General features: G+C 46.9%; 22 protein-coding genes. 11 read left to right on the top strand and 11 right to left on the bottom strand.

Annotation, left to right across the window (positions count from 1 at the left end):
• Positions 1-114 precede the first annotated feature (114 nt).
• Positions 115-1,086 (top strand): DUF2927 domain-containing protein, encoded by a 972-nt coding sequence (locus tag BLQ44_RS06910; RefSeq protein WP_093193154.1) that lies wholly within the window; start codon positions 115-117, stop codon positions 1,084-1,086.
• 60 nt (positions 1,087-1,146) lie between these two features.
• On the opposite strand, the gene BLQ44_RS06905 is transcribed toward BLQ44_RS06910, so the two are convergent.
• The 9 genes from BLQ44_RS06905 to BLQ44_RS06860 all read right to left on the bottom strand — a co-directional run bounded on the left by BLQ44_RS06905 (position 1,147) and on the right by BLQ44_RS06860 (position 10,932).
• Entirely contained in the window at positions 1,147-2,520 is a 1,374-nt protein-coding gene (locus BLQ44_RS06905) for an SLC13 family permease (protein WP_093193153.1), read from the bottom strand.
• A gap of 60 nt (positions 2,521-2,580) precedes the next feature.
• On the bottom strand, positions 2,581-4,071 hold the full coding sequence (gene tcuA, locus BLQ44_RS06900; RefSeq protein WP_093193152.1) for an FAD-dependent tricarballylate dehydrogenase TcuA: 1,491 nt from the start codon (positions 4,069-4,071) through the stop codon (positions 2,581-2,583).
• Between the two features lie 18 nt (positions 4,072-4,089).
• Positions 4,090-5,610, bottom strand: coding sequence for a tripartite tricarboxylate transporter permease (locus BLQ44_RS06895; protein ID WP_176757458.1), 1,521 nt, complete (start codon positions 5,608-5,610; stop codon positions 4,090-4,092).
• Positions 5,611-5,621: 11 nt separating this feature from the next.
• A complete protein-coding gene (locus tag BLQ44_RS06890) occupies positions 5,622-6,080 on the bottom strand; it encodes a tripartite tricarboxylate transporter TctB family protein (protein WP_322787520.1) in 459 nt (152 codons plus the stop codon).
• Between the two features lie 42 nt (positions 6,081-6,122).
• Complete coding sequence (locus BLQ44_RS06885) at positions 6,123-7,100, bottom strand: tripartite tricarboxylate transporter substrate binding protein (protein ID WP_093193150.1); 978 nt, start codon at positions 7,098-7,100, stop codon at positions 6,123-6,125.
• A 214-nt stretch (positions 7,101-7,314) separates the two neighbouring features.
• Positions 7,315-7,986 (bottom strand): response regulator, encoded by a 672-nt coding sequence (locus BLQ44_RS06880; protein WP_093193149.1) that lies wholly within the window; start codon positions 7,984-7,986, stop codon positions 7,315-7,317.
• Positions 7,987-8,022: 36 nt separating this feature from the next.
• Positions 8,023-9,618, bottom strand: coding sequence for an ATP-binding protein (locus tag BLQ44_RS06875; RefSeq protein ID WP_093193148.1), 1,596 nt, complete (start codon positions 9,616-9,618; stop codon positions 8,023-8,025).
• A gap of 466 nt (positions 9,619-10,084) precedes the next feature.
• A complete protein-coding gene (locus BLQ44_RS06865) occupies positions 10,085-10,201 on the bottom strand; it encodes an anti-repressor SinI family protein (protein WP_093193146.1) in 117 nt (38 codons plus the stop codon).
• Positions 10,202-10,347: 146 nt separating this feature from the next.
• A complete protein-coding gene (locus BLQ44_RS06860; protein WP_176757457.1) occupies positions 10,348-10,932 on the bottom strand; it encodes a TetR/AcrR family transcriptional regulator in 585 nt (194 codons plus the stop codon).
• A gap of 229 nt (positions 10,933-11,161) precedes the next feature.
• Between BLQ44_RS06860 and BLQ44_RS06855 the strand changes: the two genes are divergently transcribed.
• Positions 11,162-12,448 carry a helix-turn-helix transcriptional regulator gene (locus tag BLQ44_RS06855; protein WP_176757456.1) on the top strand — a complete coding sequence of 429 codons (1,287 nt, stop codon included), beginning with the start codon at positions 11,162-11,164 and terminating at the stop codon, positions 12,446-12,448.
• A complete protein-coding gene (locus BLQ44_RS16515; protein WP_176757455.1) occupies positions 12,445-12,603 on the top strand; it encodes a hypothetical protein in 159 nt (52 codons plus the stop codon). Before BLQ44_RS06855 ends, BLQ44_RS16515 begins: the two co-directional genes overlap by 4 nt.
• Before the next feature lie 102 nt (positions 12,604-12,705).
• Here BLQ44_RS16515 and BLQ44_RS06850 read toward each other — a convergent pair whose 3' ends face one another.
• Complete coding sequence (locus BLQ44_RS06850) at positions 12,706-13,899, bottom strand: S8 family peptidase (protein ID WP_093193143.1); 1,194 nt, start codon at positions 13,897-13,899, stop codon at positions 12,706-12,708.
• 515 nt (positions 13,900-14,414) lie between these two features.
• Positions 14,415-15,044: an RraA family protein gene (locus BLQ44_RS06845; RefSeq protein WP_093193142.1), complete on the bottom strand. Its 630-nt coding sequence runs from the start codon at positions 15,042-15,044 to the stop codon at positions 14,415-14,417.
• Positions 15,045-15,228: 184 nt separating this feature from the next.
• On the opposite strand from BLQ44_RS06845, the gene BLQ44_RS06840 reads away from it, so the two are divergent.
• The 8 genes from BLQ44_RS06840 (at position 15,229) to BLQ44_RS06805 (ending at position 26,671) form a co-directional block, all read left to right on the top strand.
• The gene (locus BLQ44_RS06840; RefSeq protein WP_093193141.1) at positions 15,229-16,932 is read left to right on the top strand and encodes an Ig-like domain-containing protein; all 1,704 of its coding nucleotides are present in this window, start codon (positions 15,229-15,231) and stop codon (positions 16,930-16,932) included.
• 206 nt (positions 16,933-17,138) lie between these two features.
• Positions 17,139-18,452 (top strand): hypothetical protein, encoded by a 1,314-nt coding sequence (locus BLQ44_RS06835; RefSeq protein ID WP_093193140.1) that lies wholly within the window; start codon positions 17,139-17,141, stop codon positions 18,450-18,452.
• A 168-nt stretch (positions 18,453-18,620) separates the two neighbouring features.
• Positions 18,621-20,102, top strand: coding sequence for an Ig-like domain-containing protein (locus BLQ44_RS06830; protein WP_093193139.1), 1,482 nt, complete (start codon positions 18,621-18,623; stop codon positions 20,100-20,102).
• Between the two features lie 54 nt (positions 20,103-20,156).
• A complete protein-coding gene (locus tag BLQ44_RS06825) occupies positions 20,157-21,017 on the top strand; it encodes a PIN domain-containing protein (RefSeq protein ID WP_093193138.1) in 861 nt (286 codons plus the stop codon).
• 223 nt (positions 21,018-21,240) lie between these two features.
• Complete coding sequence (locus BLQ44_RS06820; RefSeq protein WP_093193137.1) at positions 21,241-22,266, top strand: LacI family DNA-binding transcriptional regulator; 1,026 nt, start codon at positions 21,241-21,243, stop codon at positions 22,264-22,266.
• 169 nt (positions 22,267-22,435) lie between these two features.
• Entirely contained in the window at positions 22,436-23,671 is a 1,236-nt protein-coding gene (locus BLQ44_RS06815; RefSeq protein ID WP_093193136.1) for an ABC transporter substrate-binding protein, read from the top strand.
• Between the two features lie 49 nt (positions 23,672-23,720).
• Positions 23,721-25,721, top strand: coding sequence for a glycoside hydrolase family 31 protein (locus BLQ44_RS06810; RefSeq protein WP_093193135.1), 2,001 nt, complete (start codon positions 23,721-23,723; stop codon positions 25,719-25,721).
• A gap of 59 nt (positions 25,722-25,780) precedes the next feature.
• Positions 25,781-26,671: a carbohydrate ABC transporter permease gene (locus BLQ44_RS06805; protein ID WP_093193221.1), complete on the top strand. Its 891-nt coding sequence runs from the start codon at positions 25,781-25,783 to the stop codon at positions 26,669-26,671.
• Position 26,672 lies beyond the last annotated feature (1 nt).

The raw sequence follows: 26,672 nt of genomic DNA, 5'->3' as shown, positions 1-26,672 counted from the left end.
ATGTATCGTTTGATAACTGTTTGCAGAACAAGAGTGATAGTTACTGGTTTCAATTTAGACTGAGAAAGGAATCGAAAATAATGAATCTATTATCCTAAGAAAGGGAGAAATGTCATGAAACAGATGAGAATCATAGCTTCGGGACTCCTGGTTTTGTTGCTCGGACTTTTAGGTAACGGTGTGGTGTCTGCGGATTCTCCTTGGGATCAAACTGATGTAGATCCTCATCATGATTGGACGGTTGATTTCAGTACAAAGATACAAGTTGGATCTGCCAGCAATGAGTCGATTTATGTGAGAGATAGCGTGGGAAACAGGTACAGGTTAGAAGTTCAACTTACGGACGACAGGGAATCTGTTGTGATAAAAGCTCCTCAGGAAGGGTATCAGCCCGGGGTTACATATGAATTGGTGATAACGGATGAAGTGAAGTCCGCTGAAGGTACTCCTATGGAAGAGGCGGTGACGATGGTGTTCACCGTTGGGGATTCTCCGGAGTATCCCGAGTATTCCGCGAAGGAGATAGACTACTTCACAGAGATAGCTATCGGATCGGAATGGCAGGACGGAGACATCCCTATTCGGAAATGGGAAGATGATCCACGGATAAAAGTGTACGGAAATCCTACTTCTCAGGATCAGGCAGAGGTGGAAGAAGTGATTGGTGATGTGAATAACCTTCAGGATCAGATCGATCTGCAATTGGTGGAAGAGGACCCATCCATCGAGGTATACTATGCGCCTATATCTGAATTCGATAAGTATGTGACGAATCCGAAGCCGGGGAACTGGGGGCTGTTCTACTACTGGATGAAGAACGGTTATACGATTTATAAGTCTAAAATTTTGATAGCAACGGATGTGACGAATCAGGCGGAGCGTTCTCATTTACTCCGGGAAGAGTTGACCCAGACGCTCGGGTTGCCGAGAGATTCGAAGAAGTACGCGGATAGCATGTTTTACCAGGATTGGACGACGACTCAGGAGTTCTCCGATTTAGATCAGGCATTGGTTCGCATGCTTTATGATGATCGTATTCATGTCGGGATGACCAGGGATGAAGTGGTGGATATTTTAAGTGAATAGACAGGAAAGAATCCGATACCGACGTGAGCGGTTTCTTTCCTGTGTGCGAAAAATGAACATTCACAATGACCACCTCCACACAAAAAACATGAACGACAATAGAATGACCAACCAGACAGCAGAAGCACTAATTCCAATCCTAAACAAGTCCTTATCATGAAAATAACCGAACGAATAGCTGATAAGATGAACCGGAGACTGGGTGATAAGAAAGAAACCGGGAACTCCTGCGAGAAATACAGCCATGGCTGTAACTATCGATGAAAAGCCGGCCAAACTTTCTCCTATGCTGATCGCAAGCGGAATCGTAATCGTGAGAAAGCCTAGAATGTTCACGAATACGAGACGGATCAGCATAGTCATTGTCAGGCCAATCGTCAAAACCAGCACAGGAGGATATCCGTTTGCGCTGCCGAGAATAACACTAGTCATCCAGTCCACGGTACCGGTCTCAATCAGCATACCGGATACCATGAGTGTGCTGGCGAAGAACAACATCATGTCCCAATTGACGGCTTTCTTCGCTTCGTTCCAATCCCATATGCCGATTCCGGGAACCATGGTCAGTGAAGCTCCAAGAAGGCCGACGAGTGGAATAGAGAAGCCGTGAACAGACTGCGTTGCCCATAATAGGAGCGTAATCCCCATGATGGCGATCATCTTCTTCTCTCCGAAATTCATAACTCCCATTTCTTCCAAACGCTCGTGCAACAAATACATAAGTTTCTCTTCCTCCACACTTTCCGGTGGGAAGGTGAAGAGGAACAGTCCCCACAATACGAAGACGAATAGAAGAATCGGGGGAGCGAAGTAAAGGATCCACGTGAGGTAGCTGAGCTCAGGATGGATATCGGTGAATAGGCCGAATACATATAACGTCGAGCTCGCACCAGTAGCGACGAAAGCCCCGGAGATGGCACTCATGTAGCTGACACCTATGAACAGAGATTTGCCGAGATTCGTGATGTCCCCGAATTTTTTCAAGTTTTTCAACAGCTGGTCCAGCACAGAAGTGACGAGATTCGCTTTGCCGATATTGGACGGAACGAGTATCGATAGGACGAGCATTAAGAAAAAGGATAAGAGGATGAGTGCTTTTCCGGAGCCTTTGGAGAGTTGTAATAGTTTCAATGACAGGCGACCGGCGAGCCCTGTTTTCATGAAACCTTTGGCGATGATATACGTGCTGAACAACAGCCAGACGACTTGAGATGCGACGTAGGAGAGTGTCTCTTCATACGTGAAGAAGTGGAACGATAGCAGCAGCATGAACAGAAGGGAACTGAAAGCCAGAGTGAAGACGCGGCCGAGCCAGAGAATCTGGATGATGAAAAGAGCGGCTGTCGCCTGAATTTTCACATCCCAATGCCACAGGTGGAAGAAGGTTATGTATAGAAAGGCTGTCAAGGTAAGTAGCATTGTTCGTCTGTTCATGGAATCATCTCCCAAGTGGAAATAAATAAGCCGCCGTGGTTGTCGGCGGCTTTGTTCGAATTAAGAGGATACGGTGGATTTCGCGTATTCCGCTGCTTGTGTACCCGCGGTCTTGCCGTACACGGCTCCCGACATCAGTCCTGAGCCTCCCGGGTAGTTACCGTAGAAAATGCCTCCGACCATCTCTCCGGCCGCATAGAGCCCATCAATCTGGCGATTGGCGCTATTTACAACTTCTGCATTCGTATTGACAAGGATTCCGCCGAAGGAAAAGGTGATGCCACACGTGACCGGGAAGGCATAGAATGGTCCCTCTTCGATACGAAGCGCCCAGTTCGATTTCGGTGGGGTGATGCCGTCGGTACCTTTCTCATCTTTGATCGTAGGATCGTAGTTCCCTTCCTGTACCGCTTCGTTGTATTCCTGTATGGTTTGGAGGAAGCTGTCTTTGTCGATGTCCAGGTCGCTCGCCAGATCATCGAGGGTGTCGGCTTCACGATATGTCGCTTCTTCGAGGTTGTATTCCTTCCTCAGTTTCGGTCTTACCTGGCTGTCATAAATCTGATAGGCGACATGCCCCGGTTGTTTCAGAATTTCCTTTCCATATTTGGCGTACGTGTAGTTACGGAAATCGGCTCCTTCATCGACGAAGCGTTTCCCGTTTTTGTTGACCATGATACTGAGCGGATAGGAGTGTTTCTTGAAAATATCTCCCGGCTTTTCGAAGTTGCCTACTTCCGGAGCCCGGGCGTCCGTGCCGATGGCGTGGCAGCCGTCCCATTCTCCATGTTTCACTGCACCTTTGTTGAGAGCGATAGTGAGGCCGTCGCCGGTATTGTATTCCGTACCGCGGACGATAGCTGCTTCCCATTCTTCTCCGATGTACTGTTTCCGCATGTCTTTGTTCGCTTCGAAGCTGCCGGAGGCAAGGACGACCGAAGAAGTTGCGATGGTGATCGTCTCACCCTGCTTTTCCACTTGGATGGAAGAAACACGGTCGTTCTTTGTCTCTACATCCGTCGCAGCCGCTTCGTACCAGATCTCGACGCCGAGTTCCTGTGCCCGGTCGAATAGAGTCTTCATGAGTCCCATTCCAATGTTTCTCGTCTTCACCGGCAGGCCGCCCCAGAACTGATATTTGCCGTCTTTTTCGAAAGACTGGTTCGCATAGTTCAGTTCGAATTCCACGCCATGGTTACGCATCCAGGCGATGGTGTCATAGGAGTTGTTTACGAGGTGACGGGCGAGCTCCGGGGTCGTTTTGCACCCGGTCACCCGCTCCAGATCCTCGTAGTAATCGTCTGTGCTGTATTCCGGCATGAGGATGGATGCTGCTTCCTCGTCCGATAAGTCGGGCATGAGTTTTCGTATATCTTTGAGATCGTTGTAGGCGAAGCGGATCGCTCCGTCGGTGAAGTAGGAGTTCCCTCCGCGCTTCTCCTTCGGTGCTTTTTCCAGCACCAGGACCGTGGCCCCTTTCTCGCGGGCGGCGATAGCTGCACACAAGGCGGCGTTCCCCGCACCGACAACGGTTACGTCAAAATGGTTCATCGATCATTCCTCCTGTAGTTATGAAGATTTATAGACTTGTTCATCATCTGACAGTTTGTCGCTTTTCCTCTTCACGAGCTTTATGATAAGCGGATAGAAGAGTGAAAGGATTGTCAGAATCAATAGCGTAATGCTGACTCCGGACTGGAAGAATACGCCGAGACTGCCGTTGGAGGACAGGACGGCCATCCGGAAATTCTGTTCCATATCGACTCCGACTATCAGGGCCAGAACGAGTGGAGCAATCGGGATATCGAGTACTTTCATCATCAGACCGAAGAGACCGAAGATGAGTAATAGAAAGAAATCGATGGTCGAATAGCTGAGTGTATACGTTCCGATGAAAGCGAGCAGAACGATCATCGGATACAGAATCTTCGCTGGTGTGTCGAGTACTTTTACAAGTACGCCGACGAGCAGGATGTTGATGATGACGAGAGCGATATTACCAAGGAACATACTGTTGATCAGGGCCCAGGCGGTTTCCGGCTGCTGTTGGAAGAGCAGGGGACCGGGACGCAGACCGAGCATGATAAGAGCTCCGAGCATGACGGCGGTCGTTCCGGAGCCGGGGATCCCCATGGTAAGTAACGGGATCATCGCACCGACGGATGCTGCGTTGTTCGCAGATTCCGGTGCGGCCAGCCCTTCCGGTGCTCCTTCTCCGAATTCTTCCGGTTTTTTGGAGATCTGTTTTTCCGTCGTATAACCGATCATCGAAGCGATCGAGCCGCCGGCACCTGGAAGGACACCTACGAGAAATCCGATGGGTCCGCTACGGAGAATCGGCCATCTCGAGCGCTTCCACTGATCCTTCGAGAACCAGACTTTGCCGACTTTCTTCTTTTCTTTCTTCTGATCATCGATATTGAGGAAGTTATACAATACTTCTCCGATAGCGTATACCCCGATGATGACAATCAGGAAGTCAATACCTTCACTGAGTTGGGGGATGCCCATCGTGAAGCGATAGACCCCGGTCTGGGTGTCGATGCCCACGGTACTGAGTGCCAGGCCGATCATCATGGCGAGAAAGCCTTTGACCATCTTGCCTACAGATAAAGCGACGATAGCTGACAGGGTCAGAAGCATCAGCAGGAAGTATTCCGCCGGTCCAAATTCGAGGGCGAAAGCGGCCAACGGTTCTGCGAGAAAGACGAATCCGATTACGGCGATCAGTCCGCCGATGAAGCTGGCGATGGCAGAAATGGCAAGAGCCTGCCCCGCTTGTCCTTTTTTCGCCATGGGATAGCCGTCGAATGTCGCGGCAATCGCTGAGCCGTCCCCCGGTGTGTTAAGTAGAATGGAACTTCTGGAGCCGCCGTACATAGCCCCGTAGTAGATGGCAGCCATAAGGATGATGGCGCTCACCGGGTCCATACCGAATGTAATCGGAATCAGGACAGCAACAGCTGTAGCCGGGCCGAGTCCGGGTAACATTCCTACGATGGTTCCGAGAAATCCTCCAAGGATGATCCAGATGATGTTGATCGGCTGGACTGCAATCGACAGTCCGGCCATGAAGCTCGATATATCCATGTGTTCACCTCCTAAGGTAAGCTGACTCCGAGTAGCACGCTAAAGGCGTACCAGCTGATGGTGGAGAAGCAGATCGTGACGATGATGTTCGTCATCCACTTTTTCCGTCCGTTGATGAAAAAGAGGAGGGCCCCGAGAAACAGAACGGTTGAAAACAAAAACCCGATCCTTTCGAAAAGAAGCGAGTATATGAACCCTGCAACGACAGTGAAAGCGATCAATTTAGGCGTACGACCGCTTAAGATCTCCCGGATTTCTTCGTTCTCTTCGTCCCGCTTACGGAATTCCTGGATGAAGTAAACGATGCTGAACGTAAGCATGAAGATGCTCAGACCCAGAGGGAAATATTTAGGGCCATTGCCGTTACCCAGATTGGCATCAGGCAGGTTCCATGATGCAATCATGTAAGTGATGCTGGCGATGATAAGGATGAAGGGTACAATCAGTTTCAATGCTTTCAAAGATGTCACCTCTTTCAAAAAGAGCCTGCTGACAAGGCAGCAGGCATGTTGTTATTCGACGAGACCGGAGTCTTTCACGAGCGTTTCATACAGATCGTGCTGTTCTTTCATGAACTGTTCCGTTTCTTCACTGTTCTTGTAGAAGCCTTCCCAGTCGTTGTTATCAAGGACGGTCTGCCATTGTTCGGTTTCGACCATGTTGCCGAGCTTCTCGTCCCAGTAAGCGATTTGTTCTTCCGTCATGTCAGGAGGTCCCATGATTCCTCTCCAGTGAGGGAAGACCATGTCGATGCCTTCCTGTTTCCAGGTAGGTACGTCTTCAATGCCTTCGACCGGCTTATCGGAAGAAACGGCAAGAATCCTCAATTTGCCTGCCTGGTGCTGGTCTTTGACTTCGGAGAGAGAAGTCGTTACAGCGTCTACGTGTCCTCCAAGAAGAGCGGTCACCACATCGCCACCGCCTTCATAGACGAGGAAGTTCAAATCGGATGGGTTGATGCCGTATTCGCTGGCTGCCTGGACGAGGGAAAGGTGGTCATCATTCCCGAGTCCAGGCCCTACGCCGACTTTGATATCAGTTGGATTGTTTTTCGTCGCCTCCATAAATTCAGATGCCGTTTCGTACTCGGAATCCGCCGGTACAGCGAGCGCCTGCCATTCCGTTGCAAGTGTAGCGATTGGTGTAAAGTCTTCGTACGTCAATTCACTTTGACCGAGCAGGTTGTTCGTAAGGAGAAGGCTGGAGTTGACGGAGAGGGTGTGAGCGTCTTTCTGCTTGAGATATTTCCAACCTACTTCTCCTCCGCCTCCGGGCTTATTGACGACATTAATGTTCTGTTCGACGAGGCCTTCGTCGGTCAGTACTTTTTCAAGGGATCTTGCTGTCAGGTCCCAACCGCCACCAGGGGAGGCAGGGGCTACGATTTCGAGATTTCCGCTCGGGTATTCGTCGTTTCCGGAAGCACTGCCGGAACATCCGGCCATGATGAATAAGAGAGAGATCAAAGCGACACTAACCAATTTCTTCATACATACACTCCTTCGTTTGATGGAATTCTCGCTTCAGCAAAGTCGACTTCTGCTTTGAAGTTACGTTCACTATACAGGTGAGTGATTATTCATGTAAACGTTTTCAAAATAATGTGTTTACTGTTCATTATGGGTATTTTGTTCATTTTGTTCACGGGAGTTCTGGACATAGGAGAAGCAGCGCGAAAGAGAGTCACGCTGCCAGTGATAGTTGTCATAAAGGGAAATACCGGCGTTCCGGACGGCCGACGATTCCGTATACTTGTTCCGAATAGGCTTCGTTTTCACCTACGAGGTATTCCAGGTAGCGTCGTGCTGTCGTGCGGGAGGCGCCCAATTCTTTTCCGGTTTCATCAGCGGTGATTCCTTCTTCTTTGGAAGCGAGGGTCTGCTGCACTTTCTTAAGCGTACCGGCATCGATGCCGGTGGGTAAGTCAGGTATTTCTTCCGGTTGCGGAGAGGTGCCGAACATTTTTTTCAGGACTTCTTCGTTCACCTCGTCGGTTCTGTGCAGGGTTTCTTTTTTCTGCTTGTATTTATCCATGGATGTTCGGAAGTTATCTAAAGTGACCGGTTTGATCAGGTAGTCCTGAACGCCATAGCGGATCGCTTTCTCGAGGAAGGCCTTGTCCGTGGCCGCAGTGATCATGATGATGTCGACATTCGGATGCTCTTCCCTGATACGGTGTAGTAGACCGGTTCCGAGCTCATCCGGCATATAGACGTCGAGCAGTAATAAATCGATGTGGTGTGTGGCGAGTGCTTCCATCACCTCCTTGGCATTCAGAGCTTTGGCGGCAAGACTCATCTCGGGAATCTGCTTCAGATATTCTTCATGGATGCCCGCCACGCGGAAATCATCTTCTGCGATAAGTACGTGATACATGGAATTCCTCCTTCGTTGATTGCGTGAAGCTTCGTCTCAGAGCGGTTCATTTTTTGGAATGATGATGGTGAAAGTCGTTCCTTCCCCCGGATAGCTCATCACTTCCATGAAACCCTTCATTTCTTCGAGTTCCTCCTGGGCATTCGCGAGCCCATAACCACGGTGTTTCCCTTTAGAAGAGGTGCCACGATTGAACATTCTATCGATTTCAGACTGATCCATTCCCGGACCATTATCGGTGATTTCGAAGATGATATCGTTCCCGAAATCCGTAACAGAGAGCGTGACCTCTTTCTCGTCCTGATCGGTGACGGCTTCGAAAGCATTATTGATGACATTACCGAGGACGACGACCAGGGGAGAAAGGGATATCTGCTCCGGTAATTGTTGGAGGGAGCTTCCGTCTTCGATGGTGAAAGTGATTTTCTTTTCGGAGGCTTTAGCGAGCTTTCCGAGTAGAATGGCCTGCACTTTTTCATCGAGAATATCTTTGAAGAAGAGATCGGATACCTGACGCTGCGTTTTTGCTTCTTCCTGAATCAGATCCACCGCTTCATCATATTTCCCGAGCTGGATGAGCCCGAGCAGTACATACAATTTACTCGTATACTCGTGTGCCTGAGCACGTAAGTCTTCGGAATACTGCTGGACTTCGGATAAGGCATCGACCATCTTTTTGATTTCCGTCTTATCTCTTAGACTCACGACGGTACCTGTTCGGATGGTGTCCTCGAAAATCGGACTACTGTTGATGATGAGCGTCTTGTCTTTGTACTCGAGCTCTCTGTTCCTGATTCCTTCCCGCGAGTAGACGAGCTTTCGCATCTTAGGTGAAGCGATCACATCCTCAAGCGTTTCTGCTTCTGTATCCCCCTTTATATCTAGAAGGTCCCTGGCACTGGCGTTCAACATCGTGACCTTATGTCCTTGATCGAAGGCGATGAGGCCTTCTTTGACGGAATCGAGAACGGCATTCCTCTCACGGAACAAGGCAGCGATTTCTGATGGTTCGAGCCCGAGAGTATCCTTTCTGATACTTCTTGAGAGCAGCATACTGCCGATGAAGCCGATGACCAGAACAGATAAAGCTATGTAGGTAATGCGTCGAATGTCTGCGCGGATGTCCTGCTGAATGGTCTGCATCCGGAATTCGACGGCTACGGCTCCTTCAATTTTCATATGAGACTCGTAGTCGACCTTGATGGGCGTAATGGCTTGAAGAACCGTATCTGCTCCTGTACCAGGATGAGTCAGGTAGGTACTGCCGAAGACGAGGGCTTTGTAATAGTTGGACGTGTCGATGGAAAGGGAATCATTGTTTCCGGCATATCCCAGAAGCTCTCCATCCCGGTTGATGATCTTGATGCCACTGGCGTCAACTTCTTCCCTGAACCTTTCAGCGATGACGTTCAGGTTCGTTTCAGGGGAAGCGCCACTCAGTTTATCCTGGACCACCGGCAGATAGGAAAGGGTCGTCGCCGTCTGTTGAGCTAGGTTCTCTGCGTTTTCCACCTCTTCGTTCGTGTCCATGTATGTAATCAAGGTGGTGATGAGGCCGAGGACAAGGATGAGAAGGAAGGTGACGAGGCCTAGTATCTTTTTTTGTAATGAGACGTCCAATAGTCGTTTCATAGTTGCTCCTTGTTAGCGCTTTATTTGCTATTTTAGCACTGAATGGGTGATGGTCAATGGTTCTTTGGGGTATGAATTGTCAAATTTTGTTGACCTGGAAGGTGCAGGTCTTGGAATACATTTTGGCGCCGTTCGTGGAAGGTGTTCCTGTTCGGAGTGTCCCGCAAATGCGTTTGCTACCCACTCATATTCTGGGACGGCTTGTGAACGGCGTGGTACGGAAAAAACGGGTCACTCACGTGAAATACGCTGGTGCGAATGTCCAGCAAAGCTCGAAACAAAGCCGGAAAACCTGAATCTTCTGAGATGGTTGGGTAAACAAAAGGATGGAATGGAGGGTTTGATACCTGTGGATGATCCATTGATTTTCTCTTGAATCAGAAAGGGGGAGAAAAACAATAAAGCACCGAAAATTATCCGGTGCTCTAATTAGACATTAAAGTTATGGTTTGATTAGATAGAAATGCTATCTCTTCGATTTACTTCTATCTCCCTCAAGAAACTGTTTCACTTCTTCGATCGACATCCCCAAGTCTTTCGCTTCCTGCAACAATTCTACCCACTCCTGGTCAAGGGTTTCCATGTTGGAGTCATCTCCTTACTCTCCCTAGTAAGCGATTGGTCATTAAGTTACGGACGAACTAAGAAAGAAAAACACCTCCTTCAATGATGTTACTTAACGTTAATTAAGTGGTAATCTATAAAAAAGCGATCCGTGCGATCGCTTAATTATTGATCTTTCAAATTGTGCCAGAAGTTCCTCCACTGCCTGTCGAACCGTTCCCAGAAAGCATCCTCTTCCATTCGTTGCATCTGCCAGAACAGCCCGTCCATAAATAGAATAAAGGATTCTGCATAGACCTTGGGATCCCCATTACGAATCTCCCGGTTGCTGATAGCATCCCTGAAAATGTGCTCGAAGATTTCCATCTCTTTGTTCTCAAGGTTATGAAATTCATCCATGACATCGTTCTCTACGACATCCGGTGGAAAAAGAACCAGGCGAAGGAATACTTTGATTTCCATAGGTTTGGAAATCTGAAAGACGAAAATCTCGCGGACAATCGATTCCAGTTTCTCTTCAGCAGTCTGCTTAGTCAATTGTTGGGTATGGTCGAACGCAATTTGGAAGTGCGTTCCAAGGAACCCTTTGCACATGTGTACGAATAAGTCTTCTTTGTTTTTGAAGAAGGCATAGACAGCAGGAGCCGTTACGCCGACCCGCTTCGCAATCTCTTTCAGCGTCATGCCCTCATAGCCTTTTTCAGCGTAAAGCAGCAACGCTTCTTCGATAATCTCTGATTTCCTCGACAAAGTAATTCCCCTTTAGCATAAGTACTATTTCCTGTTACTTAATGAACGTTAATTAAAATATACCATAGTTTATTATAATAGTGAATATATTTCCGGGTATAAGGTCTTAAAACTATTGAATTTTTCATTTTTTCGCAATAATGGAATAAAGGAGAATCATCCAACTATTGTAAAACATACCTATGAAAGGTAAGATATCTATAAGGTAGCTTGATTGGAGATGTGGGATATGGACCTGGGAACGAAACTTCGCTTTGTCAGAAAGAAGAAGAACATGACGTTGGCCGAGCTTGCGGACGGAATCATTTCCGTTTCGTACCTATCTAAGATCGAGAATAATGACAACATCCCTGATAAAGAGGTGATTTCCTTACTATTTGAAAAGCTTGATACACCTGCCCCGCAGAACCTTGATTCAAGTACCATGGATGATTTGGATGAATGGTATAAGGTGGTGGTACACAAAGAATCAGATCAGGCGGATACCATGTTCGAAGAGCTCTCCGGTGTTATTTCAGAGCATGATATTGAGGAATATGTGAGGTTTGAGATCTTCAAGATCAAGTATTATCTAATGGTGAACCACGTTGAAAAAGCTGAAGAAGTTATGGAAGGGATAGCTGACTATGAAGACACATTGAATGTGCGTAACTTCTTTTACTATCACCGGTTCAAAGCTCTTTATGATTACACCATCCAGGATTTTCAAAGCGCTCTTACAAATGTAAAAAAAGCCGAGGCAGCCCTGCCAACCCTTCTAGTGGAAGAATGGGACCTTGCTGATCTCTGTTATTTCATGGGCCTCATCAATAGTAGATTAAGAAAGACGACGAACTGCATCTTTTATACGAACAAAGCCCTGGAGTACTATAACGCTAAGTATCAGTATGAGAGAGCAGCGGAATGCCACATTCTACTTGGAATTTCCTATGAAAGAATCCACGAGTATGAAAAGACGGAAGAAAGCTTTTTGCTTGCGGACAAATTAGCCCACCTGCTTAACAATACATACATCAAAGGTCTCGTAAGCCATAACTTAGGATACCTGTACTCGATCCAGAATGACTACCAGAAGGCGCTGGACTACTATATTGCCAGTATAGAATACAAGAAACAGACGAACACAAATGTGAACTACACGTTGAACACGATTCTATGTATCGTCATCGAGCATTATAATGCAGGCTATATGGCAGACTGTGAAACGTGGATCGAAGAAGGTATTTCCCTCATGAAGCAGCATCATCACAAACATTCGCGGGAGTATTATTATCATTTTTACATCTATGATTATCTGGTTGATGATTCTCGCGACAACGAATTGGCATCTTTTATCGAAGAGGGAGCTCTTCCTTATTTCGAGGAAAAGAAACATGTGGATTACATCGTCAAGTACGCCTACATTTTAGGGCAGCATTTCAAGAAGCTGTACAAATATAAAAAAGCGAACCACTATTACGAAGTATCTCTTCGTACTATTAAAAATAATCATCATTTAGGAGGAATCATTTTATGAAAAAATTCTTGCTTGTAACTGTCGTAGCTCTTTCTGTCATTGGGTCCATCGGTCCGGTCGGTTCAGCCATTGCCGGAGAAGGAGATCACCCTGCGCCTTCTGTACAGAATTATGCAGGTGAAGAAGACCATCCAGCTCCTTCCGTTCAAATTTAATGTAGAAACGAAAGGTGGGGCCTGTGATTCAGGCGCCACCTCTTTTCATAAGAAAAGCCCCTGGCGGATGTAACTTGCCAGGGGCTTGTTTCGTTTATGGTATTAGTAAGTTACGGCATCATAAGAATTGATCAACCCGTGCTCAAAGTAGTAGCCCGTGCCGTAGATCGGATCGGCAGTCTGCTCGATAGCTGTACGAATCTCTGTGTTGCTGCGCCCCTGGGACGCGAGCAATCCTGCAAGGCCTGCTACGTGAGGGGAGGCCATGGATGTGCCGGAATAACTATCGTAGTTTCCTCTAAGTACGGTAGAGACGATATTCACCCCTGGTGCTGTAACATCTACCCAGGACCCATAGTTGGAGAAGGAGGCGATGTTATTATTGGAATCGACTGCACCGACGGCAATGGCATTCTCATAAGAAGCCGGTTCGAACGTGGTGGATACTCCGTCATTCCCGGCAGCGGCAACGACAACAGAACCACTGTTCCATGCGTAATCTACAGCGTCTTCAAGCGTCTGTGTATCACAGTTACATCCGAGGGAGAGGTTGATGACTTCAGCTCCCGAATCAGCGGAGTAACGGATGGCATCAGCGATATCGTTCAACGAACCGCTTCCGTTTGCACCTAATGCTCTTACTGCCAGAATACTCGTATTCGGCGCCATTCCTGCTACGCCTGTCGCGTTGTCCGTTTCGGCAGCAGCTGTTCCTGCAACGTGGGTACCGTGCCCATTACGGTCGTCTGGATTGTAATCGTTCTGCGCGAAGTCATAGCCGAGGATCGTTTTATCATCGAGATCAGGGTGATCATAATCGACGCCTGAGTCAATGACCGCAATCTCCTGGGAGCTGGACCCTATTGTCGTTTCCCAGGCTAAAGGTGTGCTTGTGTTTTGAGGACCATACTGATTGCTGTACAGCGGATCATTCGGAGTAGCTGTAGCCTCGAATGTGTAGTTAGGTTCGGCATACTCTACATTCGGATTCCGGTTCAACGCTTTCAGAACGGCATCAACATTTCCGACTTCGAGTACTTTCAGTTTGGTATCGACGACGTCACTGTGGTCATCGACAACTTTGGCTCCCATGTTCTTCATGGCATTGTCCGATAACGCTTTTCCAGGTTTCATAGTGACGACGACTTCACCCTTTTGGGGTTTAGCGACATCTTTCTGCTGGACCTCGATCTTGTTTGCATCATCGCTTTGAGTGGAAGCAAAGGCTTGTCCGGAAACGGGAACGACGGCTAACGTGGCTGCAAGGGACAGAGTGGCAAGTCTTTTGAATTTCATAATGCTATTCCTCCTTTAAAAGATATACTCTATGTATTCTTAAATTTTTGTCGAATACCTGCATATCAGGGGTTGGGAAACAAAGGAGGAAAAAGCGTGATTAACCGGGATTTTGCGAGCGATTTTCCCAATGAGAAGATAGTCCCTTCAGTGGGATGGGAATGAAAGTTTACGCCCCACTCAGCAGACCTATTCACTCCTGAACGTACCGCAAATTTATTTACCACCCACTCGTCACACTGTGTCGAGCCTTGAACGGTTCAATATAAGAGAAATGAACCGTTCAGCAGGGAATTTTCAAATTTAATGGATCAAAAGAGCAATATTTTCAAAGGATCAATCATTGAGCATAAAGAAAGACGCCCTCGAAAGGACGTCTTCGTATATTTGCCGCGAGAGACAGCACTCCACATAGTGCTTTGCCAAAAGGCGCGTCAATCTCGTCTTATGCAAATCAGCTCATCGCAAAACTCAGTATACCATATATTCATGAAAAAGGATACGGACTCAACGACTCATTCATCATGATTTTTATATTTTTTCAGCACACTATCAATATAAGCAATCACATCTTCAGGCGTCTTTACTTTTTCATCACGTGCTGCATCCTTATCGAGCTTCTGCTTCGCCTTCTCAAGAACCTCCTCTTCCTGATCCTTAGGCACCACGACAACTCCATCCGCATCTCCGATAATTATATCCCCAGGATGAACAGGCACCCCTCCGCATGAGATAGGTACATTTACTTCGCCAGGTTCCGCTTTGTTGCTTGCAGCAGCAGTTGTCCCTTTGCAGAAAACGGGGAAGTCGAGATCTTTGATATCCTCCGCATCGCGGACAGCTCCATCTACGACAAACCCGCCGAGGTTCATCATTTTCATCATTCCTATGACAAAATCACCCGCAATAGCCCGATAAGTTTCTCCTTTACCATCGACGACAAGGATGTCACCGGGGGAGGCTTCTTTGATGGCTCGCAATATTCCAAGATTGTCTCCAGCTGTGATTTTGACAGGAAAGGCTCTGCCGACGATGTTGTGATTCTGAAAGAGCGGTTTGATCGAAGGGTTCAGGTTATTTAGTCCTTTTGTAGCGTCCGAAGCGCAAGTGGCAGGCATCTGTTCGAATTCTTTTAGGATATCCATGTTCCATCACCTTTCTGAATGAGTAGTCTTTTCGAGTATATATCAGAGAGGTTTAAGAATGAAAGACAGCTTTAGTTGATTCCAGAGGTGTGCATATTTTTGTGGTTCTTCAGACTTACTTTTTTGGTATACTGATGACAATAAGTGTTCATTAAAATGAATAAACTATGGAAGGGTGGAGTGTATGTCTAAGAAGCAGTGGTGTATATCTTTTATTTTTATAATAGTTTGTTTCTTGTTTCCTGTTGCCACGCATGCAGAGGTGGAAGAGGATAAGGTCTGGACGGTGACATTCAGTACGCCGATGGATGAGCAGACGATTGATAATAGTTCAGTGAGAGTCACCTCTTTGGACGGAGAGAGAGTGGACACAGAACTCGAGATGATTGACGAGACTACCTTGAAGGTTCATAGTCCCTCAGAAGGGTACAGTCCGGGAGCTTCTTACCTCTTATACATATCCAGTGACGTGAAATCAAAAGAAGGAGAAGCACTTAAAGATGAAGTGGTGCTCGATTTTACGATTGAGCACCCGGAATCTCCTTCAAATGGAACGATGAATCATGACATGGAAGAGGACATGGATATATATCATCCTTCTGTACCTTTGAAAGAGTACGGAATTGTGGAAGACGATATTGACCTGATGGGTATCGCCAAAGGCGGAGAGAACTTGAGTAAAGTGTTGTCTGTAAATGATGGTGAATTGAGTGTGCCGACCGAGAACGGCTTGATGCCGCTTGATACAGAGACATCTTATCAGTTGAAAGTGTATATGAAGAATGGAGACAGGCACTATATCAATTTTACTACGTCTGGTCTGCCGAAACTTAAGTTGAACGATGACGAAGGAAGTACATTTTTAATACCGGCTGATCCGGCAGAGGGTTTCAACTATCCTTATTTCCTTCGCCTACCTTCTGAACGTCACAAGGAAGACAACGAAGATGATGCTCGAAGGTTGATGGTGGTGCCGAACAATACGGGAAGCACAAACAAAGAAATTGATACGTTATCAAGAACAAAAAATGAGATGTTCGGTCACCCGTTGATTCGCGATATGGGAGAAAGGTTATGGGCACCTGTTCTGGTTCCTGCGTTTCCTAGATATAGAGTGGGATATGAAGGTGGGTATTTTTATACGCATGCACTGGACCGTTATTCTATGATGCTTGATAATATGTATGGTGATATGAAAACAGATGACCGGTTCCGGTCACGCGTGGACAGTGAAGGGTTACGCATGGAAGACATAAATGACATGAGGAATATTGATGAGCAGCTGGAAGCGATGATCGATCATGCTATTGCTTATCTGAATGAGTACGGGCATGGAATCGAAGAGGATAAGGTATTCTTGTCCGGCTATTCAGCAGGAGGTAACTTTACAAACCGTTGGGCTGCGCTGCATCCGGATCGTGTAAAGGCCGTTGCTTCCGGTGGCGTGAACAGTACGGCGATCATCCCTATGGAAGAAAAGGATGGAGAAGAATTGATCTATCCGATCGGGGTCAGCGATGTTGAAGAGATAACGGGCGAACCATTCAATCTTAGCGCCTACAATGATGTAGCCAATTTCATGTACCAGGGAGAAGAAGATACAAATGATACGTTCCAGTACAACGACACGTTCGGACCGGAAGAGAAAGACTTGATTCGAGAGTTTATGGGTGAAGAGATGTATCCGACCAGGTGGAACAACAATAAAGAGTTGTACTTTGAGTCAGGTGCTGAGGGAGCATTCGGTTTATACTACGGTGTGGGTCACGAGATTACAGATAGAATAATGTACGATTTGACGGAGTTCTTTAAGGACAATAGATCGAGTAAGAAGCCTGTCTATCCAGATTCGTCTTCGTATGTAGATGTGGATACAGAGGCTGAATAGAATAATGTAAGTTTAGAAGCTGTCTTGCAATATATCGAAGACAGCTTCTATGTGTTTAAAGGGTTCCAATCAGTTCTGGATGTTTCATTGCAAGGTAAATTATCTTTCTCAAAAAGGAACGTTCCGTTTACTATTTTAAACTAATAGGAGTATTCCGATAAAAATAAAGAAAGTTTGTAATGTTGAACAGAAGAGGGTGGAGAGCTATGAAAAAGATAATAGTAGTAATTGCGACAATGATGGTTTTTTTAGGGATAGCAGATCAAGCATTTACAGAAGGAGTTAAAGCGGAACCTTTATTTAATGAAGAAGTACCCAGGGATAAAGTCTTCACGATAGAATTCAACGTTCCGTTGAGTGATGCAGCGGCAGATGACATTTACATAGTAGATTCGAACGGGGATCAGGTTAAAGGGATTGATGTCACCATGGAGAATGAAATCGTTACTGTTCATCCTCCTGCCCAGGGATACCAAGAGGGAAGGTTCAATCTCGTTATCTCTGATGGGGTGGCTTCTCGTTCAGGTGTTGCGATGAAGGATAAAGTGGAAGCGGCATTCAAGGTGGTCGAGGAGAAAACCGTTAGAGAACTTTTGTCACAGCCGGTACCCGATTCTGTTCGTACGGCAGAGGTAGGGGAAGCGCGGGCTGATCATCTGTTGAATTATTTAGGCGTGACGAAAGAAGAATTGATTGAAGATAGTTATGTGGATTACCTTGTGCATTACGATGCAGCCCCGAATTATCATTTTGCCGATTTGAACGGGGATGCCGTTCCGGAAATTATCGTTAGTTTTGTAAGTGACCAATCGACTTCTTACGGCATGTCTCCCTTTCATTACATTCGTGTCGCTTCTTTTGATAAAGAAACGAAGGAGTGGGTCTTCCAAAATGTTAATGAGGAGCAAGTAGGTAGGAGAAGTGCGGTGTTTTCCCTGGATTATAAAGGTAGCATTACACATACTTCCACAAGAAACCGGGATCAATTGGTGTTCGAAACTCAGTACACAGGCACAGGAGTACATGTAGCGAGCACTATGGTTACCCACAACGATTATTTGGATCGCTACGAAATCATAAGAGAAATGAGTCCTTATGTTCCTAGTGGGTCAGTGGATGTAAAAAGTAATGAGGTTATTTTCGAAGATTCTAATGAAAGAGGTAGCATGAGTTGGGGAGAGGAACGAGAAGGGTATTCCCATGAAGCGGTTCTTCGTTATCCTGAGCAGCCGATAGAAGCTGACTATACTATCTACTACCACTCCGAGAATAATCAGGCATACACGAATGTTCCTGATTATAGACCTCTTTATGTCGAGGAAGGAGAGAGTATTTGGTTACGTCAGAACCGGGCGGAAAAAGGGAAAATTGATATTCTGCATAGTGGAGATGTGTTCGATTCCGTTGAGACCGAGGTAGGTTTGAAGCTGAAAGTGAAACAGGACGCCTCTGGTAAGGAAGGGTTTATTCAAATAGGTAAATACATGGGGACATCTAAAGTTCAAATTGTTGTAGAGTAAATTAAAAGGTTCTCTGTCGATTGCGGTAAAGGGGAAATAACCCTTTTTCCAATTTTGGCAGAGAACTTTTATATTTACCAAATGAAGATAAGGAATTCCTTCAATAGTCATAGGTACAGACCGATAGTAAAAGGGACTAGATCCGGAAAACTGAATAGGAGTGATGGAATGAAGAAAATAGTGATGAACTTGCTTATGCTAGTGATAGTCACTTTCGGCATGACAAGTACCGTCAATGCTGACGATTACGTAGACATAGGCCATGAAGACGGAGTTCCAGTTGATAAAACATGGACTGTCGCTTTCAAGACACCTATGTATGAGAACGATTATGAGGAATACATTTTCCTCGAGCGTGTGAAGGAAACTGTCTCGATTGAAGATGAAGAGGGTGCTACATACGCATTCACAGCGGAGACCGAACAGAAGGGTGAAAGAACACTTCTTCATATCAAGGGAAAAGAACTTTATAAATATGAAGAAACTTATACCTTGTACGTCGAAGCTGCACTGAAAGATTATAATGATGTGAACCTGAAGAACCCGGTCAAGAAGACGTTCACGACAGTAGATGATCTATCTATGCTTGGAGCGTTCAGTCCCGACCAGGAGCTGCCGGAAGAAACTTTGAATACGGAGATCTCCTCTGTACATAGTGGTATGGATTACTGGAACTGGCTCAAGGAAGATGAATCTTACATAGAGAATAAGAGTGTAACGAACCAGGTACTTTTTAAGGAAATGTACGCTCTTCAAGAAGAGTATGAACAGGTAATGGATGAAGTGTTGAATATCAAAGGGATGCAATACTATCCATCTGCAGTCTATGCGAAGAGGGACATTTTAAGCAGAGCTATCGAAGCGCGCTACAATACCTTGTATGAGGGAGAGTCCGAATATCCGGATGAGTACCTGCGTTCCATGGGAGAGAGAATCTCCTACTGGCCGAACGATGAGAATGAAGGAAAATTGCCGGCGGATAAGTTGATCTATAATACGCTGCTGGATCTGCCGTACGAGTACGATTTTCTCGATGGAATGGAAGTCATCAGCAATATCCATACATCCGGCGAAGCGGGTTTTGCGCTAAGTTTCCCTTCCCTGATCAGCATATCCGCCTCGGATGAGCGGGCACCCGAGACTTTCTACCATGAGCTTGGCCATATCTTCGACTATACGTATGACCCACAGCAGGAAACCTATGAAATGATCAGAGGGTACGATGACTACGATGAGTATTATGGAAATTCCTTCGTTGAATCTTTTGCTGAAGATTTTAAAGTGACGATGTTCCCTTATAGTGATGTGGTGACAAGTTCGAAAGTTTCCGGTTCACCGACAGAAAGTCAGCAGGAAGCTCTTCGGAACTACTACGATGAATTGAAGCAGAACTCTTTCACCATGGATCCGGTCGTTACATTTGATGGGATGGAACCTTATTCCCGGATCTGGATCACTGATGACGAGACGTTGGATATCGAAGTGGAAAATTACGACTACAGCTTCATGATCGAAACGCCGGGTGGACAGGACGACCAAGTAATGCCCGGAGATACGTACCGTTTCACAGAAGAGGGAGCGTATATCGCAAATACAGTGACAGGAGCATACACCATTATCTACGATTCTGACCGTACTTGGGGCGAGTAATCATTCCAGGCAGGAGAAAGTCGGCCTGTTTTTTAAAATGAAGGAGGACATGCGATGGCTACTTTAATCTCACTTTTCATATACAATAATCAGGACTATCCGTGGGCGGCATACCTGTTGATTCTTGCTGTCGATATAGCACTTTTGCTTTTGTTCCATTTTTACAATAAAAAGGCGAAAAATCTGGATCGATCCAGCGCCATTGCGTATCTGTCGTCCCTGTTCTTTACCGGGAGCGGGTTGGCTTATGCCGGATCTTATATTCTGGCGTGGTTTTACTTTATATTGATTCAGATTGCTATGCCTATCGGGATCTATCGTTTCAGTGACGCGGGAGACAATTTTATTGCAGGGATGGGCGTAGCCTTCATCGTTCTGGTGTTCATCCAGGCGAACCAGAGCAGCAAGAAAGCGAAAGGGCATGCCAAGTTGGCTAAAGAGAAGAACTTCAAAAAGCATAACAAAGAAACAAGAGATAACTACTTCGACAATGCGGTGCTTTATATTTCGAATGGCTTTCACCTGGCGATCGATACGAATTTCGCTATGCACTTCCAGGATGTAATGGCCAAGATTCTGACCGAAACGGAATCCCACGTATTTCTGCACCCTACCGTGTTCAAAGAGTTGGAAGGATTGAAAAAGAACAAGAATAAAATAGTGCGACAGAACGCCCAACTCGGATTCGATATCATCGAGAATTTCCAACGGACCAATCGTCTGCAATGGACAAGAAGACCGAATCAGAACAGTCATTTCAAGAATCCGGATGAACAGATCATCAACGGAGTTCTGAATGAAATCAATCATGGAACGAGGCTGGTGTTCGCTTCTCATGATAAGGGAGCGCGGATTCTCGCAAGGAGTCTGGATATTGCGGTTCTTGAGCCGTTGAAAATGAAGAAAGTCAATTGAATTAATGTACACCTGTCCCCCTGGGCAGGTGTGCTTTTGTAAAAGCAGAATGTAAAAGAGCCGAATAAATATCAGAAAATTTCGATACGCTTGGTTGACAAAACTTTGTCCAGTCGTTAAACTAAGAACAAGCTTTAAGTGAAAGCGGTTTTATTTTTGAATATTAATGATGAACGTTCATCATTATGAGGATCATAGAATTAAGGGATTGTGGTGAAATGATATGAGAGTAACAGCGAAAACGATCGCGGAGGAACTGAATATGTCCCCTGCCACGGTGGACCGCGTACTACATAATAGAGGAGGGGTGAAACCGAAAACGGTGGACCGGGTGCTGCAGAAAGCCGAGGAGCTCAACTATACGCCGAACAAATCGGCAAGCTTTCTTGCAAGGAAGAAGCTGGTGAAAGTCGCATTCGTCCTTCCGGAGTATCCGGAATATTTCTGGAAAGAAATCGAGAAAGGAATTGTGAATGCCCTGGAGGATATTACTGACTACGGCTTTCATGTAGACATCAAGAAGACATCCAACACGATTGCTGACCAGCTTGAAACCGTCCATTCCATCATCGATTCAGAAGCCTACGACGGGATGGTGATTTGTCCGAAAGACGGTATTCCATTGACGACGATCATCGAATCGGCCGTCAATAATAATTTTCCGATTTTCACCTTCAACAATGATTCTCCGGAAAGTGGGAGACTCTCCTATGTAGGGGCCGATTATTTCGAGGCCGGCAAGCTCGCCGGTGATCTTGCTTCCAAATTCACAGGGGAGCGAAAGCGGTTCGCGATCATCACCGATGAAGCGGATACTTATCAGATGAAGCAGAAACGACAAGGGTTCGAGGCCTTTACGATAGAAGATGGAGATGTAGACTTCGTCAAATTGCTGCGCCTTAACAACCAATCGATGGAAGATTCTCTTGAAAGAGTAAGGCAGAATGTTGAAGACGTCGATGCCATCTATGTAGCTTGTGGAGCTCTCGCCGAAGTCGCGGATCAGGTGAAACAACTTGAAGGGAAAAAGCCTGTTCTGATCGGTCATGACCTGAACGATGATGTATATCATCATCTGCAGGACAACATCGTGACGGCGACGATTTGCCAGGATCCTCATTATCAGGGGAATCTTGCTGTACGACTGGCTTTCAATTACCTGATGTTGGATAAACCACCGGAGAAAGAGGACAATATCGTCAAGCTTGAAATCGTGACGAGAGGCAATGCCAAGTATTACTGGAGCTGATAGCTCCGGGTCAGGACTGGGGTTCCCCCTTCCCTGTCCTGATGCGGGGCTTACTATTTTTCATAAAATGAGGAACGTTCATCATTTTATGGGAGGTGAGGATGAAACAGGGAATTGAAAAAAATTTCGCGAAGAATGAAAGCGTATTCGAAGAGAAGGAGTGGAAGCAATGAGACAAAAATTGGTGCTGGTAATGGTCGTGTTGATGGTAGTAGTCATGGCAGCGTGTGGAAATAGTGAGGGAATCTCGGAGACCGAAGGCAGTGATGGAAAGAAACAGCTTTTATTGTGGCATTATTATACAGGTTCTGAAGACGCGCTCAACAGTATGCTTGATGAATACAACCAGTCTCAGGATGAAGTGGAAGTCGTTGCGGAGTATGTACCATTCGATGAGATGAACAGGCAGCTCTCGGTCGGTACGGCCGGAGATACACTTCCAGATATTGTGATATCGGATACCGTCAATAATGCATCCATGGCATCGATGGGAATTCTGTCTGACATCACCTCCCAGGTAGAGGAGTGGGGAGAGGCCGATCAGCTTCTCGAAGGTCCTTTGAATTCAGCAGTTTATCAAGACAAGTATTACGGCCTGCCGCTTACTACCAATTCCCTGGGCTTGTTTTACAATGAAGAATTATTGAATGAAGCAGGCATCGAAGAACCGCCATCGACGTGGGACGAGCTTGAAAAAGCTGCAGCAACTCTCACGACAGATGACGTGAAAGGGTTTGGTCTCTCCGCTACAAGATCGGAAGAGTCTACGTTCCAGTTCTATCCTTTCCTTTATTCCTCTGGTGCTACATATGAGGAACTGAATTCTCCGGAAGCAGCGGATACCTTCAATTTTATGAAGGGTCTTCTGGACGAAGGGTCCATGAGTCAGGATGTACTGAATGCGACGCAGGATGATCTGACGAGGAAGTTCATCGAAGGAAACCTGGCGATGATGATCAATGGCCCGTGGATGATCGACCGGATTGCTGAAAGCGGAGAAGTGGACTTCGGCATTTCCCAGATTCCTAAAGATGAAGAGTACGTGTCCGTTACAGGAGGAGACAACATAGCTGTAACGAGTAACGCCGATGTGGATGCCGCGTGGAATTTCCTTTCCTGGTTGTTCGAACCGGAGCAGAATGAACAATTCGCCAAAGATACAGGGTATTACCCGACACGATCGGACGTATTGAACGAAGCGGATTACTGGCAGAACACGGAGCACGTAAAACAGTTCGTTCCTATTATGGAGAATGCGATTCCAAGAGGACCTTCCGCGAACTGGCCGAACGTTTCGGAGGCGATCCAGATTGCTATTCAGGAGATACTGACAGGAACGAAGCCTGCCGAAGAAGCACTTGAAGATGCGGCAACAGAAATAGAAGAGATAGAAGCAGAGGAATAAATGGATACGGGGCAGTTCCGCTGCCCCGATTAAGAGGAGTGTGGAATGCATGTTTACCGTTGAAGGACAGAAACTCATCAGAGAATACGACGGAGAGAAAATGTGGATTGAACCATGGGGAGAAGATAGCCTGCGCATACGATCCACGGAACTGACTACGATGATGGAGGAAGATTGGGCGCTGCTCCCGCAGGCACAAACGACAGCGGACATCACGATCGAAGAAGACAGAGCGACGATTGTAAACGGAAAGATCACAGCCGTCGTTTCCGCAGAAGCAGCGGGGAAAACGACATTCTATAATCAGAAAGGGGAAATTCTCCTTCAGGAATACGTACGGAACCGGAAGAATCTTAAAGAATTCACCAGCGCTCTTAAAATCGATGCCCGCGAATTCAAAGCGAATCTCGGCGGCGATTTCCGATTGACCCAGCGTTTCGAATCGGATCCCGAAGAGAAATTGTTCGGCATGGGGCAGTACCAGCAGCCGTTTCTCGATCTGAAGAACTGTACACTTGAGCTAGCTCAACGTAATTCCCAGGCAAGTGTGCCGTTTGCCCTGTCGAGTCTCGGTTACGGTTTCCTATGGAACAACCCGGCAATCGGACAGGTAACCTTCGGGAAAAACATCACCGAATGGATGGCGACATCGACGAAGCAGCTCGACTACTGGATTACGGCCGGAGAGTCGCCTGCCGAAATCGAAGAAGCGTATGCCCGCGCAACGGGAACCGTGCCGATGATGCCGGAGTATGGGCTCGGGTTCTGGCAATGTAAATTACGCTATCAGACGCAGGAAGAACTTCTGGAAGTGGCAAGGGAGTATAAGAAGCGGGAGCTACCGATCGACGTGATCGTCGTCGACTATTTCCACTGGCCGACGCAAGGGGACTGGCGATTCGATCCCGACTACTGGCCGGATCCGGAAGGTATGGTGAAAGAACTGGAAGAGATGGGCATCGAGCTTATGGTCTCTATCTGGCCGACCGTGGATAAGAAGAGTGAGAACTACCAGGAGATGCTGGAGAAGGGGTATCTGACGAGGACGGAGAAAGGGATCCGCATCACGCATGATTTCCTCGGAAACACCGTCTATTTCGATCCCACCCACCCCGGGGGAAGGGAGTTCATCTGGGAGAAAGCGAAGCAGAACTATTATGGCAAAGGCATCAAGATTTTCTGGCTGGATGAAGCGGAGCCGGAGTACAACGTCTATGATTTCGAAAATTATCGCTACCATATCGGTTCGAACGCCCAAGTCGGTAACATTTACCCGGCACTGTTCTCGAAAGCTTTCTATGATGGCATGAAGGAAGAAGGAGAGGAAGATATCGTCAACCTCGTCCGCTGTGCGTGGGCAGGTAGCCAGCGTTATGGTGCACTCGTATGGTCCGGAGATGTAGACTCTAGTTTCGCCTCTCTCAGAAACCAGTTCCACACCGGTCTGAATATGGGACTTGCCGGGATTCCGTGGTGGACGACAGATATCGGTGGATTTCAGGGAGCCTGGACAGATGATCCGGATTTCCGTGAGTGTATCATTCGCTGGTTCCAGTACGGTGCTTTCTGTCCGGTGTTCCGACTTCATGGGGACCGTGAGCCGCATCAGGAACCGCTCGGAGACAGTGGTGGCGGCCTTTGCGCGAGTGGGGCAGCTAATGAAGTGTGGAGTTACGGGGAAGAAGCTTATGAAATTTTCCAGAAGTACATGCATATGCGGGAACGTCTGCGGCCCTACATAAGAGAGTTGATGCAGGAGGCGCACGAAAAGGGAACGCCGGTTATGCGTCCATTGTTCTATGATTTCTCCGGAGATAAGGAAGCCTGGAACGTCGAGGATGCCTACATGTTTGGCCCGAAACTTCTCGTAGCACCGATTCTCCATGAAGGAGAGAGAAGTCGTACGGTGTATCTGCCACAAGGAGATACGTGGACGAATGCTCATACGGGAGAAACGTTTGAAGGTGGCCAATATATCGAAAGTCCGGCATCGCTTGAAACGATTCCGCTATTCTTGAGGGGGGATGCATCATTGCCGATCAAGGAGTAACACAAGGAAGTGTAAGGAAACAACGAGTCAGACAAAAGGAGAGAAATGGGGTGCTTCCTATGTGGAAAGAAATCCGCACTCAATGGAAGGGATACGTCTTTGTACTCCCGGCAGTCATATTCATGTTAGTTCTGATCGGCTATCCGCTGATCTACAATATCGTGCTCAGTTTCCAGAACGTGGACCTGAGCAACCTGGCAACAGACGATAAACAGTTCGTAGGCTTCGAGAATTATCGCACCATCATGGTAGAAGGGGTGTTCGGCATATCCGTCGTCAACACGCTGATCTATACGGTTGCGAGTGTCTTATTTCAGGTGATTATCGGATTTCTACTTGCTTCCTTCTTCAGTATGAAATTCAAATTAGCCGGGTTCCTGCGGGGGCTCATGATGATCAGTTGGTTGATTCCACTGACAGTTACCGCTTTATTGTTTAAATTCATGATGGGATCGAAGGAAGGGATTTTCAACCAGATGCTCTTGAACGCCAATCTGATCAGCGAACCGATCGGGTGGTTATCCAGTCCGGATGTAGCTTTGTGGAGTGTCATCATCGCTAACATCTGGGTCGGCATTCCGTTCAATATGCTATTGCTGTCGACAGGATTGTCGAGTTTGCCGAAGGATGTCTATGAGAGTGCGAGTCTGGACGGTGCGAACTGGTGGCAGAAGTTGATTCACATCACCTTGCCTCTATTGAAACCGGTTCTTCTTGTCGTGCTGATGCTCGGTTTCATCTATACATTCAAAGTGTTCGATGTCGTTTATGTTATGACCGGCGGTGGTCCGATCAATTCGACGGAAGTATTGTCGACGCTTGCCTTCCGTTATTCCTTCTCGGATTTCGAGTTCAGCCTCGGGGCAGCGGTCGCGAACGTGCTGTTTGCCATTTTGTTCATCATCAGCCTGATCTATTTGAGAATGATCAAGAAAGACGAGGGGGTTTGAT

The sequence above is a fragment of the Salimicrobium halophilum genome (genome assembly GCF_900100295.1).
In the GTDB taxonomy this organism is placed as follows: Bacteria; Bacillota; Bacilli; order Bacillales; family Halobacillaceae; genus Salimicrobium; species Salimicrobium halophilum.
Note: the sequence above shows the minus strand (reverse complement) of the source record. Positions and strands in the feature narration are given on the sequence as shown.

Bases quoted from the DNA above. Each gene is read 5' to 3' on its own strand.
- BLQ44_RS06885 (WP_093193150.1), bottom strand. From the start codon at position 7,100: ATGAAGAAATTGGTTAGTGTCGCTTTGATCTCTCTCTTATTCATCATG.
- BLQ44_RS06865 (WP_093193146.1), bottom strand. From the start codon at position 10,201: ATGGAAACCCTTGACCAGGAGTGGGTAGAATTGTTGCAGGAAGCGAAA.
- BLQ44_RS06850 (WP_093193143.1), bottom strand. From the start codon at position 13,899: ATGAAATTCAAAAGACTTGCCACTCTGTCCCTTGCAGCCACGTTAGCC.
- BLQ44_RS06905 (WP_093193153.1), bottom strand. From the start codon at position 2,520: ATGAACAGACGAACAATGCTACTTACCTTGACAGCCTTTCTATACATA.
- BLQ44_RS06845 (WP_093193142.1), bottom strand. From the start codon at position 15,044: ATGGATATCCTAAAAGAATTCGAACAGATGCCTGCCACTTGCGCTTCG.
- BLQ44_RS06815 (WP_093193136.1), top strand. From the start codon at position 22,436: ATGAGACAAAAATTGGTGCTGGTAATGGTCGTGTTGATGGTAGTAGTC.
- tcuA (WP_093193152.1), bottom strand. From the start codon at position 4,071: ATGAACCATTTTGACGTAACCGTTGTCGGTGCGGGGAACGCCGCCTTG.
- BLQ44_RS06840 (WP_093193141.1), top strand. From the start codon at position 15,229: ATGTCTAAGAAGCAGTGGTGTATATCTTTTATTTTTATAATAGTTTGT.
- BLQ44_RS06825 (WP_093193138.1), top strand. From the start codon at position 20,157: ATGGCTACTTTAATCTCACTTTTCATATACAATAATCAGGACTATCCG.
- BLQ44_RS06810 (WP_093193135.1), top strand. From the start codon at position 23,721: ATGTTTACCGTTGAAGGACAGAAACTCATCAGAGAATACGACGGAGAG.
- BLQ44_RS16515 (WP_176757455.1), top strand. From the start codon at position 12,445: ATGAAAAAATTCTTGCTTGTAACTGTCGTAGCTCTTTCTGTCATTGGG.
- BLQ44_RS06910 (WP_093193154.1), top strand. From the start codon at position 115: ATGAAACAGATGAGAATCATAGCTTCGGGACTCCTGGTTTTGTTGCTC.
- BLQ44_RS06830 (WP_093193139.1), top strand. From the start codon at position 18,621: ATGAAGAAAATAGTGATGAACTTGCTTATGCTAGTGATAGTCACTTTC.
- BLQ44_RS06805 (WP_093193221.1), top strand. From the start codon at position 25,781: ATGTGGAAAGAAATCCGCACTCAATGGAAGGGATACGTCTTTGTACTC.
- BLQ44_RS06820 (WP_093193137.1), top strand. From the start codon at position 21,241: ATGAGAGTAACAGCGAAAACGATCGCGGAGGAACTGAATATGTCCCCT.
- BLQ44_RS06875 (WP_093193148.1), bottom strand. From the start codon at position 9,618: ATGAAACGACTATTGGACGTCTCATTACAAAAAAAGATACTAGGCCTC.
- BLQ44_RS06895 (WP_176757458.1), bottom strand. From the start codon at position 5,610: ATGGATATATCGAGCTTCATGGCCGGACTGTCGATTGCAGTCCAGCCG.
- BLQ44_RS06835 (WP_093193140.1), top strand. From the start codon at position 17,139: ATGAAAAAGATAATAGTAGTAATTGCGACAATGATGGTTTTTTTAGGG.
- BLQ44_RS06855 (WP_176757456.1), top strand. From the start codon at position 11,162: ATGGACCTGGGAACGAAACTTCGCTTTGTCAGAAAGAAGAAGAACATG.
- BLQ44_RS06880 (WP_093193149.1), bottom strand. From the start codon at position 7,986: ATGTATCACGTACTTATCGCAGAAGATGATTTCCGCGTGGCGGGCATC.